This window comes from Niastella vici, from assembly GCF_002077945.1.
GTDB lineage: Bacteria > Bacteroidota > Bacteroidia > Chitinophagales > Chitinophagaceae > Niastella > Niastella vici.
In genome coordinates, this window is the sequence record NZ_LVYD01000124.1 from 347,102 (window position 1) to 362,583 (window position 15,482).

A 15,482-nucleotide genomic window follows, 5' to 3' on the forward strand; every position below is an offset into this window, starting at 1 on the left:
GATTTTAATTTTGAGTCAGGTTGTTCTGCGCTGCTTTGGGATCGTCTTTATACTTGGAAGGACATTTGATAAGGATACCATCTTTACGGGTGATCACAAAAATATCGCCCTGCATTTTTCCTTTCAGCACAATACGATCGCTCTTCTCCATATCCATAGGCTTTTCAAAATAGTAACGCACCTGCGCTCTGTTACCCAGTGAATCGATCACAAAGAATTGGGTGAGGTTGGGGTTTTTAGCGGGGTCGTATTCGATGGGGGTAGCCACCGATTTATCGAGCTTCGCAATAACAGTTACTGTTTTTCCTGCTTTCTGACGGGCTGAGGCAAGGGTTTCATAGGTCGACAGATCGGCCATAAAGCTCAAAAGGATCATGATACAAACCGCTATGCCTACCAGTATAACAATATGGATCTTTTTCATCTGAAATTTTTATTGTAACAGCTTGCAGGCGAGCTACAAGTGTATTATGCACCGCAAAGTTAGTTCAAAAATGGTTTGAGGTACAGAATGATTTTCATCATATGGGTGCCTGATCAAATGTTAACAGTTTCTATATAAAAAAGTTACCGCCGCAAACGGGAAAATTTGGGCGGAACCGGAAAATGGTACGGGAACCCCGAAGGGCGGGCGTTGAACCGTAACCTTTGGACTGTAAACTGTAAACTGTAAACTTTAAACTGTGCACTTTGAACTGTAAACTGAGAACCAGGAACTGTGAACATTAAACTGAGAACTAAGAACTTTGAACCTCATTTCCTAACAAACGTAAGCTCGTTAACCATAATTTTTTTGCTGCTTTCTATTCCTGCACTAACTTGCATCCCGTTTTTTAGTGTATGATATATGACAGATCTATCACATTTTGATCCCAACGCGGCAAGTAATCCCAATAATAATATTTTTGGTTTGCCCTTCACCGAAGAAGATGCCCGCCTGGTTATATTACCTGTTCCCTGGGAAGTAACAGTAAGCTATAACGCCGGTACCGCCCGTGCAGCGGATCATATCTTCAAGGCCAGCATGCATGTTGACCTTTTTGACCCTGACAACAATGATGCGTGGAAACAGGGCTTTTTTATGCGCTATCCCGATAAAAAGATCCTGCTGAAAAGCGATTACCTGCGCAAGGAAGCCGAGCTGTACATCGACTACATTTGTCATGGCGAAAAGCTCGAGAAAAACCTCTTCATGTGTAAATCGCAGCGCGATATCAATGAAGGCGGCACCTATTTGAACAAATGGGTATACGAACAAACAAAACAACTCCTTAACCGCAATAAACTGGTAGCCGTACTGGGCGGCGACCACAGCATTGTGCTGGGTTTCTTTAAGGCAATTGCCGAACTGCATGGCGATTTTGGCGTTTTGCAGATCGATGCCCATTGCGACCTGCGCCAATCGTATGAATTTTTTACGTACAGCCATGCCAGTGTTATGTACAATGCGCTAACTGAAATTCCCTCGCTTACGCATTTGGTACAGTTGGGCGTACGCGATTATTGCCAGCAGGAATATGAATATATACAGAATAACCAGGGCCGCGTGATCACTTATTTTGATAAGGATATAAAAGAACGCCAGTTCGAAGGCGAAACCTGGAAACAGATCACCGATGAGATCGTGAATAAATTACCTGAAAAAGTACTGGTAAGTTTTGATATTGATGGGCTTGATCCTAAATTGTGTCCTAATACAGGCACACCCGTACAGGGCGGATTTGAAACCGAACAGATCTTTTACCTGCTTAAAAAAATAGTGCAAAGCGGTCGAAAGTTCATCGGGTTCGATCTTGTTGAAATAGGCGTGGGCGATAATAATGAGTGGGATGCCAATGTGGGCGCGCATATTTTATGGAGATTAGCCAATCTGCTGGTGGCCAGCAACCAATAAATGGCCTATGGTATATCAATATGTTGTCACCCTTAAAAATCAAACAAGCCGGTATATTGATATACTGGGACTGATACTGAGTGTTTTTTCTGCGTTTTGTTTTGGGTTTGAACTGGTGAAAGCCAGTTCTGTGAGCCTGGCCTGCCTTATCGGCGTTATTGCCGTGCCGGGTTTTGTTATCTGGAACCTGGTGCTGCAGCGAAAAAACCGGAAAGTGTATTACAGCCGCGCTTTACTGATAGCCGCACTTGTTTGGATGAAGATGCCCTGGTTTCAATGGCTGGCATTTATCTTTATCATTCTCGCCTTACTCGAATACCAGGCTAAATACTCCATTGAGATCGGATTTGCCGATAATGAGATCGTTTTTAACTCCCTGTTCAAAAGAAGATACTCCTGGCAACAATTCACCAATATTGTGCTGAAAGATGGTTTGCTCACCCTCGACTTTGCCAATAACAAAATTCTGCAACGCGAAGTGGAAGACGATGAAGATGATGATGCAGATGAAGATGAGTTCAATGACTATTGCAGAAAACAGTTAAACAACTAAATCGCTATTACAATCAAACAACCTGGTCCATCTTTCCATCTACACTTAAAGAAGGGTCGTGCTTTTTATATTTTATTCTTGAAGACAGTTTTTGAGAATTCTTTTCAATAATCCGGTAAAAAACGTATGAACAAGCTATGGTAAACAGGTAACCTGTCATAATTACAATTGGCTTTTGATATCCGGCCCTGAACCTGTGCGACAGGATATTGATTAAAGCACTTCCTGTTATCTTATGGATCAAATAAATTGAATAAGAAATATTTCCGAGAAATTTGAGCACTTTATTGGTCAGGCCGGGCAGATACTGAACAATAAGAAGAGTAAGTAACCCTGCCGCAATAGTATCTACAAAAGGTAATGTTATAAAGCTTACCACAATACAAAGCGCAGTTACATTCAGATACTCCTTACTTTCAATGATATTCATTATTGAAAAGGCATATAATATTCCGATCAGGAACAGCGGCGCATACAAAGGAAAAAAAGCATCATGAGGCAAAATAAAAGGGATTGCAAGAAATATAAAATAAAAGCAATACCTGCTCTTACTATTTCCATTCAGCGCCAATGGTAATAATAGTGATAAGGCAATATAATATTGAAATTCGATACAAAGCGTCCAGTACGGAGGTTGTATCCATTTAGCCCCTGCAAATGGCACCAGGTAACCTATGTGCAGCGCAACATCCTTAGAGGAAGGAAACACAGGTAAATGAACTGCGGATGAGCCCGCTATTATCATTCTGATCTTAAAATAACAAAGCGCTAATATAATTGAAGCCAGATAAGGAGGTTCAAGCCTGGCTACTCGTTTCAGCATGAAATTTCCCCAATTCCCGATTGTGTAACCGCCCCGGATCATTGAAAGCGGTATCACAATCCCCGATATCACGAAGAAAATAAAAACGCCAGTTCTGCCAAGGGCAAAAGCACTTTTTATTTTTTCATTCTCTATATATCCAACCGTTGAAATAAAGTGATCGAAACAAACCATTGAAGCAGCTATTCCTCTCAGGCTCCCAATGACCGGAATTGGTTTAGAATTTAGATCGGCTTTTAACATAAAAAATGACAAATATAAAGATATAATTAGTGCTGCAAATAACAATTGGCCCAGAAGCCAGCCTGTGTTTGCCAACGATGGTACAACCGACTGCCGTTTTATGCGTTCAGCTTGAAGCTTGAGCGTACAGCTTGAAGCGGGTAGCTTGCAGCTTCTTCCCCACGACATTCACAAATGTTAGTTACTTTTGGCCAAAAATGCACCATATGGATTTTCTGGCTCCGCTGAAAATAGACGAACTGAATTCGGGCGTTTCAACAGGAAACACCATCCTTACCGCCCATGGCGAACGCATAGCTTCACACTCCCCCGTTGATGGCAAACTCATTGCCACTGTACAGGGCGGCGATAAAAATGATTATGAAACCGTAATAGCCAAAGCCCAGGCTGCATTTCTGGAATGGCGCACCTGGCCGGCGCCCAAACGTGGCGAAGTGGTTCGCCAAATTGGCGAGGCCTTGCGTACCTATAAAGAACCGCTGGGCAAACTGGTTAGCTACGAAATGGGTAAAAGCCTGCAGGAAGGTTATGGCGAAGTACAGGAAATGATCGATATCTGCGATTTTGCTGTTGGCCTCAGCCGCCAGTTGTACGGCTTAAGCATGCACAGCGAGCGCCCCTCGCACCGCATGTACGAACAATGGCATCCGTTAGGCATTGTAGGCATTATTTCCGCCTTTAACTTCCCCGTGGCAGTATGGAGCTGGAACGCCATGCTCGCCTGGATCTGTGGCAATGTGTGCATCTGGAAACCTTCTGAAAAAACGCCCCTGTGCGCAGTGGCGTGTCATCATATTATTGCAGAAGTACTAAAACGCAACAATGTGCCCGATGGCATAAACGGACTGGTAACTGGCGGCCGTGAAGTGGGCGAATGGCTTTCGGCCGATGCGCGTATTCCGCTGGTTTCGGCAACCGGTTCAACGCGTATGGGCAAAGCCGTGGGGGCAACCGTGGGCGCCCGCCTGGGCCGGGCTCTGTTGGAGCTGGGCGGCAACAATGCCATCATCATTTCAAAACATGCCGACCTGGATATTGCCATCCGCGGATCGGTTTTTGGCGCCGTAGGCACGGCCGGGCAGCGCTGCACTACCACCCGGCGTTTGATCATACACGATGAAGTGTACGATTCGGTAAAAAGCAAACTGGTGGCCGCTTACCAGCAATTGCGTATCGGCAACCCGCTCGATGAAAACAACCACGTAGGACCGCTGATCGATAAAGACGCTGTTATTATGTATAATAAGGCCCTGGAAGCCTGTAAAAAAGAAGGCGGCCGGTTTATTGTAGAAGGCGGCGTGCTCGATGGGGATGGTTACGAAAGCGGCTGTTATGTAAAACCCTGTATTGCTGAAGTGGAATCGCATTTTAAGATCGTGGAGCAGGAAACCTTTGCGCCCATCCTGTATTTAATGAAATACAATACCCTCGACGATGCCATCGCCATTCAAAACGGAGTGCCACAGGGTTTGTCATCCAGTATTATGACCCTGAACCTGCGCGAAGCAGAACAATTCCTGTCGGCCAACGGCAGCGATTGCGGTATTGCCAATGTGAACATTGGTACATCGGGCGCCGAGATCGGCGGTGCATTCGGTGGCGAAAAAGAAACCGGCGGTGGCCGCGAAAGCGGAAGCGATGCCTGGAAAGCATATATGCGGCGCCAGACGAATACGATCAATTATTCTACACAATTACCCTTAGCGCAGGGAATTAAATTCCATGTATAATACACCGAAGTAAGAGGTAGGAAGTACGAAGTAAGAAGAAACCTGTATTTCCTACTTCCTAATTAATCGCGAGCATTGAAATTCGAGCTCTTCTTACATCTTACTTCTTACTTCCTATTTCTTTTCCCTTACCTGTACACAGGCCTCCAATCAAACAATATTACAGTTTCCCAAACGTTATTACCTGTCTGACAAGCTGAAAAACCGGTATGAAGAAACTTTACGCCCTGTTGTTATTGACCAGTATCACGTATGCCGCCAATTCACAAATGCGGCTGGGGATCATGGGAGGTCCGCAATCGTCGTCAGTAATTGAAAAAAATTTCATACCAGGCTGGGAAACAACCGTTAAGCCCTTCTATTCAAAAAGAAGCGGCCTTAACCTGGGTATCATCGGCGAAATTCCGCTCGGTTATTCGAATAAGGTCTTTTTTCAGCCCGGCATTTTTTATTCGACCAAGGGCCGTAAATACCAGCGTTACTTCGACACGGCCGCTGTAAAAACCGATACCTTATTTCACAACAATACTTTTTCACCCAATTATATTGATGTTCCGCTGAACATAACGTTGAAATTACACATGAGCAGGAAAGCCAGTTTTTTGCTCAGCGCCGGTCCCTACCTGTCGTTCTTCTATAGCGGAAAACAAACTACCGAAACAAGGGTAGCTAATGGTACCGACGTTAAATATACCAGCAACGAATCGAATATACAGGTGGGTAAGGACGATAATAAAGTTACCACCTTTGATTTGGGCGTGAATTTCAGGGCCGGGTTCGAACTGGGCAATGTACTATTGACCGGTTTCATTAGCCAGGGGTTAACCAACTTTTACGATGCTTCGTACAAAGGCACGTTCAAACATCAGGTCATTGGCGCCTCTCTTGGTTTCTGGTTGAACAAAAAGACCGTATTGACCAACGACAGGGATAAAGATGGTGTTCCCGATAAAGCAGATGCCTGTCCCGATGTGCCGGGTTCGGCCAAAGCTGGCGGTTGCCCCGATAAAGACGGCGACGGCGTTGCCGATGCAGTTGATAAATGCCCCGATGTGCCGGGAGAAGCCCGCTACAGAGGATGCCCCGTCCCCGACCGCGACCACGACAGTGTTATAGATGACGAAGACAAGTGCCCCGATGTGCCCGGGCTTGTTAAATACCATGGTTGCCCGCCGCCCGATACCGATGGCGACGGCCTGAACGATGAAGAAGATCTTTGTCCCGATAAACCAGGTCCCAAAGAGTTTAATGGTTGCCCCATCCCCGACAGTGATGGAGATGGCGTAAATGACAGGGACGACAAATGCCCCACCTTAGCGGGCACGAAAGAAAACAATGGTTGTCCGGCCATTAAGCAGGAGATCATTGAAAAAGTGAACTATGCTGCTAAAAAAATATTCTTTGCAACCGGCAGCGACAAAATATTACCAGCTTCGTATCCCGCGCTGAATAATGTTGCGAACATTCTGAAAGCCAATGGTACCCTGATACTGGTAGTAGAAGGTTATACCGATAATGTAGGTAAACCGGCATCCAATTTGACCTTATCGCAGCAGCGTGCTGATGCCGTGAAAAATTACCTGGTTCAAAAAGGCCTTGACGCCAGCAGGTTACAGGCTACCGGCTATGGACAGGAAAAAGCCGTTGCCGATAACAGCACACCCGAAGGCCGGGCAGCCAACCGCAGGGTTGAACTGAGGGTTTCACAGCAATAGGGATGAGGAGGAGTTATAATTTGATTTTAATCTATTTGTAGCTAATACTTATGAACAAATTATCAGCCACTCATGTAATAACATACATGTGTGGCTTTAATTTTTTTATTTTGTGCCGGGGGAAAATGAACGTTAGTTAAAGCCCGAAAGGGGATAATTTACACAACAGCTTTCCTGCCTTAAGGCGTTAAAAGGTTCAAAATGTTAAGAATTAGTAAAAAACCAGATATTTGGACCTTATATCCCGCAATAAAAATAAACTTACGTTACACATCTGTAAAGAAAAAAACACTCGTAAATGAACAAACTGGTAAAAGTAGCAGGATTAGTAACTGCCCTTGTGATTGCTGACCATACCTCCTTTGCGCAGCAAGAGAAAAGCATAAAAACAGGAGATGTGCCGAAGGGATGGCACCTGCTCGACAAAACCAAAGACGGATACTATGGGATCAGTATCAATAAAGCCTATGAGTTTATTCATAGCAAAAACCTCAAAGGCAAAACCGTAGTGGTGGCCATTATTGACTCGGGCATCGATACCCTGCACGAAGACCTGAAAGACATTCTTTGGGTAAACCCCAAAGAAATACCCGGCAACGGTATTGATGATGATGGCAATGGCTATATCGATGATGTACACGGCTGGAACTTTATTGGCGGTAAAGATGGCAAGAACGTAAAACAGGACTCTTACGAAGGAGCCCGGGTTTACCATATGTTTAAAAGTAAGTATGAAGGCAAAACCATTGACACCACCCAACTTTCGGCCGACGATAAAGACGAATATGCGATGTGGCTGAAAGCCAAAAAGAAAATTGAAGGCGATGGTAATGAGGAAGGGGTCGACCTGGTAATGTTGAAAAGAGCGTTGATCAGCGCACAAAAAAGCGACAGCGTTATGCGTAAAGCGTTGAATAAAGAAACCTACACCGGTAACGATGTAGATACCTTCAATGCCGTTTCAGGTTCCGATAAATCGGCCAAAGGAGCCCTGCTGTATTTATTCAAGGCCAACCAAATGATGGAAACCACCAACAAAGAGTTCATCGATGGTTTTGAAGAGTTTGTAAGCGGTGAAGAAAGAAAGGCCGAAGCCAAGGAAAAAGCGCCCCAAAACTACCGCGGCGATATTACCCACGATAACGAGCAGGATATCAACGACCGCAGCTACGGTAACCCCGATGTAATGGCTTCTACCCCATTCCACGGTACGCACGTAGCCGGTATCATTGGCGCCATTCGCAACAATGGCAAGGGTATGGATGGCGTGGCCGATAACGTACGAATAATGATGATCCGTGCCGTGCCCGATGGCGATGAGCACGATAAAGATATTGCCCTGGCCATTCGCTATGCAGTTGATAACGGCGCCAAAGTGGTGAACATGAGCTTTGGTAAAGACTTCTCGCCCCAGAAAAAATGGGTAGATGAGGCCGTTAAATATGCCGAAAGCAAGGGCGTGTTGCTGGTACATGCAGCTGGTAACGATGCCAAGAACGTTGATACCGCTGATAATTTCCCGAACCCCATTATGAGAAGCACGCACACCCAGGCCTCTAACTGGATCACCGTAGGCGCCAGTGGCGACCCAAGGGCCGGCGGTTTCACCGCTTCGTTCTCGAACTACGGTAAAAAAGAGGTAGATGTATTTGCACCCGGTGTAAAAATTTACTCAAGCATTCCCGGTGGTAATACCTATGGAAATGCACAGGGTACCAGTATGGCCTGCCCGGTTGTTGTTGGAACAGCCGCCTTTTTGCTGGAATATTTCCCTTACCTCACGCCGCAGCAGTTAAAATACTGCATCACCAAATCGGCCCAGGTGCCCGATGGCAAGGTTAAAAAACCAGGTACCGATGAGCTGGTTGCCCTGAGCGACCTGAGCGAAAGCGGTGGTATCATCAATGCGTATGAAGCCGCTAAAGTAGCAGCTACGCTTGATCCTTCGGGTAAAACCACCCCCAAAAAACCATCGCCCAAACCAACGTTGAAGAATAAGAAAGGATAGTTTTCCGATATATACAACAGGGCTCAAATAACTGGCATGACCACTTATTTGGGCCCTTTGCTATTCTATGCAGTCGCCGGTTACCGGTTGCCAGTTTCCAGGCCTTCAGCTCAGGATGCCCGCCAATAATCAGACCGCTAATAATTTTTGAGCCCCGGTAACCGGTAACCGGTAACTGGTAACTGGTAACTGGCAACTGGCAACTTTTAAGTACATTTAGCAAAAAGTATGGTTAATAAAAAGGAAATTACCGTACCTGATTTTTACAAAACCTATATCAACGCACTGCAGGAAGACAACCTGCCCGAAGCCCTCGCCAACAACACCCGCCGATTTCGCAAACTACTGAAACAAATACCCCACAAAAAGATCAACTACGCGTACGCCGAAGGCAAATGGACCATCAAGGAACTGTTGCAACACATCATCGATGCCGAACGGGTATTCATTTACCGGGCGCTTACCTTTGCCCGTATGGACCCCGCTCCCCTGCCCGGTTTTGATGAGAACAACTGGGCCATTACCGCCAAAGCGCCCAAACGTAAATGGAATGACCTGGTCGATGAATTCAAGGCCCTGCGCAGCGCCAATGAACTGTTCCTGAATTCGCTCGACGATGACCAGCTGCTGCAAACCGGTTCTGCAAACAACAATACCATCAGCGTGGCCGGACTGGCATTTGTTTGCGCGGGTCATGTGGCCCATCACATGCGCATCATCAGGGAAAGGTATTTGAACGATCAGCCGGCAAACGCAAAAGAAGAACCGGTGAAACCTGCCGTAAAAGGAAAGAAAGTGAAGGCCAGGGAAAAAGTAAAAATTGAGAAGAAGAAAAAGAAGAAGAGAACTGTTAGGTAGGAACACAAGGCCCCTGATCTTTTGTAGTACTGGCTTGTAACGCATTGGAATGCTCGAGCCACCTTCGCCATTGCCCCGCCTTCGCTCCGCTATGGACGGGCAGGCATTTATCCTTTATACATTTTCCGGATACTATCTGTAAACAACGCGTATAAGGCTTTCAGTGAAGGATGTTGCTGCAAAAGCGCCAGGTGTTTTTGAATAGTAGCGTCGTCGTTCCTTATGGCCGGACCGGTTTGTACAGCCGCCGGTTCATATTCGTTCAGCCTGTCGGCCACGGCAGTGATCAGTGGCAGCAACATAGTAAAATCCAGTTTTTCGTGTAAACAATAAGCTTTGGCCAAAGCATATAAATGGTTGGTAAAATTGCTGACCATAACGGCCGCTACATGCATTTTGAGGCGTTCTTCATCGCCGGCCTGTTGTACCTGGTGAGAAACTGAGTTTGCAAACTCAGTGATGAAGGCCAGGTCATCTTCGGTGTTGCCATCGACCAGGAAGGGAATATCGGGCAATTCATTTAATTCGCTGCGCAGGCTTTGCAGGGGGTACAAAACCCCGTAGTTCCTGCTACAGGCGCTTAATACGTCTTTCGACACCGCCCCCGCAGTATGCACAACCAGTTTATTATTCAGCCGCAGGTTCGCAGCTATGCCGGCCACCGCGGTATCGGTTACTGCCACCACATACAGATCGGCATCTGGTGTCAGCTGTTTCACATCGGCGGTAAAGGAGGCAGCAAGCGTATCGGCCAGCTCCTCGGCATGCAGGGGATTCCTTCCACAAACCTGCACTATCTCGTGGTCGGCCGCCAAAAATCTTTTTCCCAATATTGTGGCAACATTTCCAGTACCTATGATGACTACTCTCAATTTCTTGATTCTTTGTTCTATGATTTATACATTCCTGAGTTCTTTAACTTCTGGTTGCCGGGGTTTCTGGTTCCCAGGGCTTCCCCGAAGAATGCCCGCCAATAATCGAACGCTATCGATTTGCGCCCCGGTAACCGGTACCAGGTAACTGGTAACTTCTATTGATTTTTTCCTTCAACCATTGGCACAAACGAAAATTTATCGTACAATTCTTCGGCCACACTGCCATCCGGTTGTTTGGTAAGGCGTAACATGCGTTGAACATGCCCCTCGCCTACCGGTATCACCATTTTACCGCCCACTTTCATCTGATCTATCAGTTTTGGCGGAATATACGGCGCCGCTGCGGTAACGATCACTTTATCGAAAGGCGCATAGGTGGGCAGGCCTTCATACCCGTCACCATAAAAATATTTTATGTTGGGGTATTTGCTCCGCAGAATAAAACCGCGGTGTTCTTCAAACAATTTTTTCTGCCGTTCAATGGTGTATACCTGGGCGTTCATTTCGCCCAGGATAATAGCCTGATAGCCGCTGCCCGTACCAATCTCCAGCACCTTTTCGTAAGGCTTTACCTCCAGTAACTGGGTTTGGTAAGCAACGGTATAAGGTTGTGAAATGGTTTGTCCTTCTGCAATGGGAAAAGCCCGGTCTTCGTAAGCGACCCTGTCTAAAGCTGAATCGAGGAAATAATGCCGGGGAACCTGTAAAATAGCTGTAAGCACCCGTTCATCGGTAATGCCTTTCTGTTTTAATTGATCAACCAGTTGTTTTCGCAATCCCTTATGCCGGTAAGTATCTTCAAACGTTCTCATAAACGCCACAAAGATAGTTCAATTGTAGTTACCGGTTGCCAGTTACCGGTTCCCGGGACCCGCAAACTGGTAACTGGCGACGTATTGTTAATTGTAATTTATCTGTTGTTAATCAATGTTACAGTTCACCTCGTGAAGCGGCATAAAGTTCGTACCAATCCTGGTGATCGAGATCAATGGTGAATGCATTGGCGATATTGCGAATGCGTTGTTCATTGATGGTGCCAATAAGCGGCAGGGCGCCTAATTTTACCAGCCAGGCAACAGCAAGGGATTCTATATCAGCATTGTATTTTTTGCCAATTTCTTCCAGCTTTGTACGCACTTTTACCGCCTGCGCATCGGTGCCATTCGCAATACGGCCGGCAGCCAGCGGCGCCGAAGCCAGCGGACGCATATACCGTTGTTTTATATAATCAACCTGGCCATTGTCGAGCGCCGCCGTGTTCAACAGGCTCAGTTCAATATGATTGGTTACAATAGGCGTTTTTAATAGAGAAGCCAGCAGCTGGTGTTGGAACACAGTGAAATTCACCACGCCCACGTTCTTCACCTTGCCCGAATCTTTCAGGCGTTGTAAGGCCAAAGCCGTTTCTTCTACATTCGACAGGTGATCGAGGTGATTGAGCAGGAAAATATCAATATAATCAGACTTAAGTTTACGCAATGAATTATCAACACTTTTGAGAATATGCTCCCTGGAGGTGTTGTAATGTTTTACGCGCACTTCTGGTTTACCGGCATTCGGTACAACCAGCCCGCATTTGGAGAATAACACAATATCTTCCCGTTTGAACGACTTGCGGCTGATGAGCTTTCCAAACAGTTCTTCGCACTGGTAATCGCCGTAAATATCTGCATGATCAAACGTGTTAATACCTAATTCCAGGCAAAGATTTACGATCTTTTCCATGGTTTGGGCAGCATCGCCTGTTACTTCATTCCATCTGTAAAAACCATAAATGGCCGGTGATACCTTGGGTCCTGAATCGCTGAGATAGATCTTTTCCATGCAGATAATTGTTTTTTACTAATACGCAATTATCGGGATTAAATGAATACAATACAAAATTTACCCCTTACAAGTTTTTAATTCCCCCGCGCACGCGCGGGGCAAAAAAAAGGCGTCCCGATGAATCGGGACGCGTATTTATTCGTCAATTAAAACTGTTGTTATTGATAGATCACCACCAGTTTGGGGTGCTTATCAGGATAGGTAGCATTGTGGCTGGCTACAAAGATCCTGCTGTTATAAGTAACCTCGTTCTGCAGTTTTAAAAAAAACCCATAATTGGCATTGTTATTTACCATTGAACCAACCATCGCCGTTACATCCAGGTTCAGGTCAAGCGTGCTTGAATTGGTATGCGGTACCAGTATCTGGTTAGTGGTTGTTACAGTCGGTTGATTACTCCATGAAACGGTTGAAGTTGACCAGTTTGAAGTTACCTGTTGTACATACATTGCATTGGCCGTACCATAATTCGCATGAATTTGGTCACCGGTTGTAGGCGCCGGGTTTGAATATAAATACAGGTTAGCACTTTTAATGGTGGCCGTGGCCGGAATGCTGCTTAAATCAAATTTTACAACTCCCCGCAGCGTAAAAGGACCACCCGAGGTCCATGCATCTGCTTCAAGCGAGGCCTGGGTTAAACCCGATGCATCACTGCCATTTAATGTGGCTATGGTATATTCCAATGGGTTGTTATTGGGTTGTAAGGTGAGCGTTTTTGTGGTTACCACCGGCGGGTTAACCAAAACCGCCACCGTGTCAACACCAGTAGCCCCTTTATCATCTGTAACCATTAATTGAAATACATAACTTCCCTGTGCAACGAATCTAATTGCAGTAGACGCCGAACCCGGGTTTACAATGGTAGTATTGGTAGGCCCCGAAACCTGGCTCCACAAATAAGCCACCACTTTACCATCGGCATCTGTTCCTGTGCCTGAAAGCACTACTGAATCGGGAAATGTAATCGTCTTTGACTGACCGGCATCGGCAACCGGTACTTTATTCTCTTCAAAATCTTTCTTACAGCTTACCACGAACAACACCATGGAAAGAACTGCCAGCGAGTAAAGGGTTTTGGACATAACGAGACTATTTTAAATTAACAAGCAAAATAATACTCATTATTCCGAAAAGGAAATCTTATAAGCTCCATTTGATAACCGTGCAGAAAAGGCCGATAACCGCGCAGTTTTGCCAATAAGCGTGCACGATTACCGGCCCCAATAAATGTTTTATACCTCCAGCACACATTCCTCTTCGGGTATGAATGCCTCTTCAGCTGGTTGTTGCTCAACGGCTGTTTCCCCGGCAGCAGCAGACCGCTTACTGAGAACCACAAACGTAAGGGCAAGCGATACCAGTAATAACAGAATGCTTATCCAGATAACCTGGTGAATACCAAAACCCGCGATAATGATACCCCCTAAAAACGTTCCCAGGGTTACCCCGGCATTTCCAAACGATACCATTAAGCTGGCTGCCAGCTCCGGCGCTTCGGGCGCTTCGGAAGTAGAACGGGTTTGACCAATTAAAAACCCGCCGGTATGAATAAAACCCCATATCCCTACAATGGATGCCATGGGTACAAACAGGCCACCGAATAAATAAGCCATAACGTGTACTGCAATAAGAGAAAGTAAAAAGAAACGCGTGGTGAGCATCACATTTTTACTTAATGCCAGCCCCGTAACCCAGTTACCGGCTATTCCGGTTGTACCAAACAACAACAACATGATGCTTATTTGTTTTCCATTCATGCTGCTGATCTTTCCCAGGTATTCGGCCAGGTAACTATAGGTGGCGAAGATGCCCGCTATCATGATCATGGTGGCAACAAGGTTCACCCACATTTGTCCTTTACGCAAGATCACCAGTTGACTTTTAACCGATTGCTTTTCGGTAACGGGCATGGAAGGTACAAAGGCCGACAGGGCCGCAAATGCGATCAGGTTAATAACACCCGATACCCAGAACGAAGCCTTCCAGTTTATTAATTCAGATACATAAGTTGTAAGCGGAACGCCCAGTACCGTAGCCACGCTTAAACCGGCCAGCACAACCGAAACGGCTTTTGGTGCATCTTTCGGCTCAACCTGTTTGGCTGCCGCCACCGTAGCCACTGCCCAGAATACCGGATGCAAAAACGCCGGTAGTATACGCGCTATCATCAATACCGTAAAACTGGGCGCTACCGCCGAAAGCATGTTCGATAGCACAAAAATGAACAACACCAGGCTCATCATCCATTTTCGGTTTATTTTAGAAGTTAGTAGAACGGTGAACGGTCCGGTAAGCGCAATGGTGAGGGCAAACCCGCTCAATAACCAGCCGGCCGTGTCAATAGATATTCCAAAGTGTTTTGCAATGGCGGGCATAATTCCAATAATGCCAAATTCGGTAGTGATAATACCAAAGGCCCCTAATGCCATAATGTAGATCGACTTCTTCATAAATTTAAATATTCAAATGTTTCGATATTTTCAGTCAAAGCAATGTCCCGGCAAACCTGGTTTGCCGCAGTTTCCTGTTGATGGGGGCCTCGCCCCCGGCTTCCCCGCTATGCGGGGGAAAAAATACTATGTGGCTTGTTGCCTGAAGCGCGTGCACTGCCCTGGCGAACATTTGTTTCGCCGCAGCGCGTATACCATTCAGCCTTGAGCTTTCTACCCTTTCAGGGCATTGAGAAAAGCAATGTAATCGTTGACCACCGCTTCGTTTAACTGGTACTTCAGGTTGCGGCCTTCTTTTTCGGGCAACAGCAGATCGGCATCGACCAGCTGTTTCAGGTGGTGAGATATAGAGGGCTGGGCAAGATCAAGCATATCATGAATTTCAGAACAGTATAAACAGTCTTTCTTCTTTTTGAATTTCTGCAGTATCACGATCCTGTTGGGATCACTCAGTGCCCGCGAAACCTTTTCAAATTTTTTACTGTCCATACCGGCTTGTTTGA

The 15,482-nt window shown here is 46.0% G+C and carries 14 protein-coding genes; 6 read left to right on the top strand and 8 right to left on the bottom strand.

Going from position 1 to position 15,482, the window contains the following annotated elements; translation table 11 throughout:
- Positions 1–4: 4 nt before the first annotated feature.
- Positions 5–424 carry a cytochrome c maturation protein CcmE domain-containing protein gene (locus tag A3860_RS38995; RefSeq protein ID WP_081156009.1) on the bottom strand — a complete coding sequence of 140 codons (420 nt, stop codon included), beginning with the start codon at positions 422–424 and terminating at the stop codon, positions 5–7.
- 423 nt (positions 425–847) lie between these two features.
- Between A3860_RS38995 and A3860_RS39000 the strand changes: the two genes are divergently transcribed.
- A complete protein-coding gene (locus tag A3860_RS39000) occupies positions 848–1,894 on the top strand; it encodes an agmatinase family protein (RefSeq protein ID WP_081156010.1) in 1,047 nt (348 codons plus the stop codon).
- A gap of 7 nt (positions 1,895–1,901) precedes the next feature.
- Complete coding sequence (locus A3860_RS39005; RefSeq protein ID WP_081156011.1) at positions 1,902–2,447, top strand: hypothetical protein; 546 nt, start codon at positions 1,902–1,904, stop codon at positions 2,445–2,447.
- Between the two features lie 13 nt (positions 2,448–2,460).
- Here the strand turns inward: A3860_RS39005 and A3860_RS39010 are convergent, their stop codons facing one another.
- Positions 2,461–3,681 carry an acyltransferase family protein gene (locus A3860_RS39010; protein WP_081156012.1) on the bottom strand — a complete coding sequence of 407 codons (1,221 nt, stop codon included), beginning with the start codon at positions 3,679–3,681 and terminating at the stop codon, positions 2,461–2,463.
- 38 nt (positions 3,682–3,719) lie between these two features.
- Between A3860_RS39010 and amaB the strand changes: the two genes are divergently transcribed.
- The 4 genes from amaB to A3860_RS39030 all read left to right on the top strand — a co-directional run bounded on the left by amaB (position 3,720) and on the right by A3860_RS39030 (position 9,824).
- Positions 3,720–5,243 carry an L-piperidine-6-carboxylate dehydrogenase gene (amaB, locus tag A3860_RS39015; protein WP_081156013.1) on the top strand — a complete coding sequence of 508 codons (1,524 nt, stop codon included), beginning with the start codon at positions 3,720–3,722 and terminating at the stop codon, positions 5,241–5,243.
- A 209-nt stretch (positions 5,244–5,452) separates the two neighbouring features.
- Positions 5,453–6,958, top strand: a complete 1,506-nt coding sequence (locus tag A3860_RS39020) for an OmpA family protein (protein ID WP_081156014.1) — start codon at positions 5,453–5,455, stop codon at positions 6,956–6,958.
- Positions 6,959–7,256: 298 nt separating this feature from the next.
- Positions 7,257–8,966, top strand: coding sequence for a S8 family serine peptidase (locus A3860_RS39025; RefSeq protein ID WP_081156015.1), 1,710 nt, complete (start codon positions 7,257–7,259; stop codon positions 8,964–8,966).
- 228 nt (positions 8,967–9,194) lie between these two features.
- On the top strand, positions 9,195–9,824 hold the full coding sequence (locus A3860_RS39030) for a DinB family protein (RefSeq protein ID WP_081156016.1): 630 nt from the start codon (positions 9,195–9,197) through the stop codon (positions 9,822–9,824).
- A gap of 107 nt (positions 9,825–9,931) precedes the next feature.
- On the opposite strand, the gene A3860_RS39035 is transcribed toward A3860_RS39030, so the two are convergent.
- The 6 genes from A3860_RS39035 to A3860_RS39060 form a co-directional block, all read right to left on the bottom strand.
- The gene (locus tag A3860_RS39035) at positions 9,932–10,720 is read right to left on the bottom strand and encodes a Rossmann-like and DUF2520 domain-containing protein (protein WP_317043521.1); all 789 of its coding nucleotides are present in this window, start codon (positions 10,718–10,720) and stop codon (positions 9,932–9,934) included.
- Between the two features lie 134 nt (positions 10,721–10,854).
- A complete protein-coding gene (locus tag A3860_RS39040; protein WP_081156018.1) occupies positions 10,855–11,511 on the bottom strand; it encodes a protein-L-isoaspartate(D-aspartate) O-methyltransferase in 657 nt (218 codons plus the stop codon).
- A 118-nt stretch (positions 11,512–11,629) separates the two neighbouring features.
- Positions 11,630–12,523, bottom strand: a complete 894-nt coding sequence (locus tag A3860_RS39045) for an aldo/keto reductase (protein ID WP_081156019.1) — start codon at positions 12,521–12,523, stop codon at positions 11,630–11,632.
- Positions 12,524–12,684: 161 nt separating this feature from the next.
- The gene (locus tag A3860_RS39050; RefSeq protein ID WP_081156020.1) at positions 12,685–13,611 is read right to left on the bottom strand and encodes a DNRLRE domain-containing protein; all 927 of its coding nucleotides are present in this window, start codon (positions 13,609–13,611) and stop codon (positions 12,685–12,687) included.
- A 150-nt stretch (positions 13,612–13,761) separates the two neighbouring features.
- Entirely contained in the window at positions 13,762–14,979 is a 1,218-nt protein-coding gene (locus A3860_RS39055) for an MFS transporter (RefSeq protein ID WP_081156021.1), read from the bottom strand.
- Between the two features lie 213 nt (positions 14,980–15,192).
- Positions 15,193–15,468 carry an ArsR/SmtB family transcription factor gene (locus A3860_RS39060; RefSeq protein ID WP_081156022.1) on the bottom strand — a complete coding sequence of 92 codons (276 nt, stop codon included), beginning with the start codon at positions 15,466–15,468 and terminating at the stop codon, positions 15,193–15,195.
- Positions 15,469–15,482 lie beyond the last annotated feature (14 nt).

Excerpts from the sequence above, each read along its gene's own strand:
- A3860_RS38995 (WP_081156009.1), bottom strand. The coding sequence starts at position 424 with ATGAAAAAGATCCATATTGTTATACTGGTAGGCATAGCGGTTTGTATC.
- A3860_RS39000 (WP_081156010.1), top strand. The coding sequence starts at position 848 with ATGACAGATCTATCACATTTTGATCCCAACGCGGCAAGTAATCCCAAT.
- A3860_RS39005 (WP_081156011.1), top strand. The coding sequence starts at position 1,902 with ATGGTATATCAATATGTTGTCACCCTTAAAAATCAAACAAGCCGGTAT.
- A3860_RS39010 (WP_081156012.1), bottom strand. The coding sequence starts at position 3,681 with ATGTCGTGGGGAAGAAGCTGCAAGCTACCCGCTTCAAGCTGTACGCTC.
- amaB (WP_081156013.1), top strand. The coding sequence starts at position 3,720 with ATGGATTTTCTGGCTCCGCTGAAAATAGACGAACTGAATTCGGGCGTT.
- A3860_RS39020 (WP_081156014.1), top strand. The coding sequence starts at position 5,453 with ATGAAGAAACTTTACGCCCTGTTGTTATTGACCAGTATCACGTATGCC.
- A3860_RS39025 (WP_081156015.1), top strand. The coding sequence starts at position 7,257 with ATGAACAAACTGGTAAAAGTAGCAGGATTAGTAACTGCCCTTGTGATT.
- A3860_RS39030 (WP_081156016.1), top strand. The coding sequence starts at position 9,195 with ATGGTTAATAAAAAGGAAATTACCGTACCTGATTTTTACAAAACCTAT.
- A3860_RS39040 (WP_081156018.1), bottom strand. The coding sequence starts at position 11,511 with ATGAGAACGTTTGAAGATACTTACCGGCATAAGGGATTGCGAAAACAA.
- A3860_RS39045 (WP_081156019.1), bottom strand. The coding sequence starts at position 12,523 with ATGGAAAAGATCTATCTCAGCGATTCAGGACCCAAGGTATCACCGGCC.
- A3860_RS39050 (WP_081156020.1), bottom strand. The coding sequence starts at position 13,611 with ATGTCCAAAACCCTTTACTCGCTGGCAGTTCTTTCCATGGTGTTGTTC.
- A3860_RS39055 (WP_081156021.1), bottom strand. The coding sequence starts at position 14,979 with ATGAAGAAGTCGATCTACATTATGGCATTAGGGGCCTTTGGTATTATC.
- A3860_RS39060 (WP_081156022.1), bottom strand. The coding sequence starts at position 15,468 with ATGGACAGTAAAAAATTTGAAAAGGTTTCGCGGGCACTGAGTGATCCC.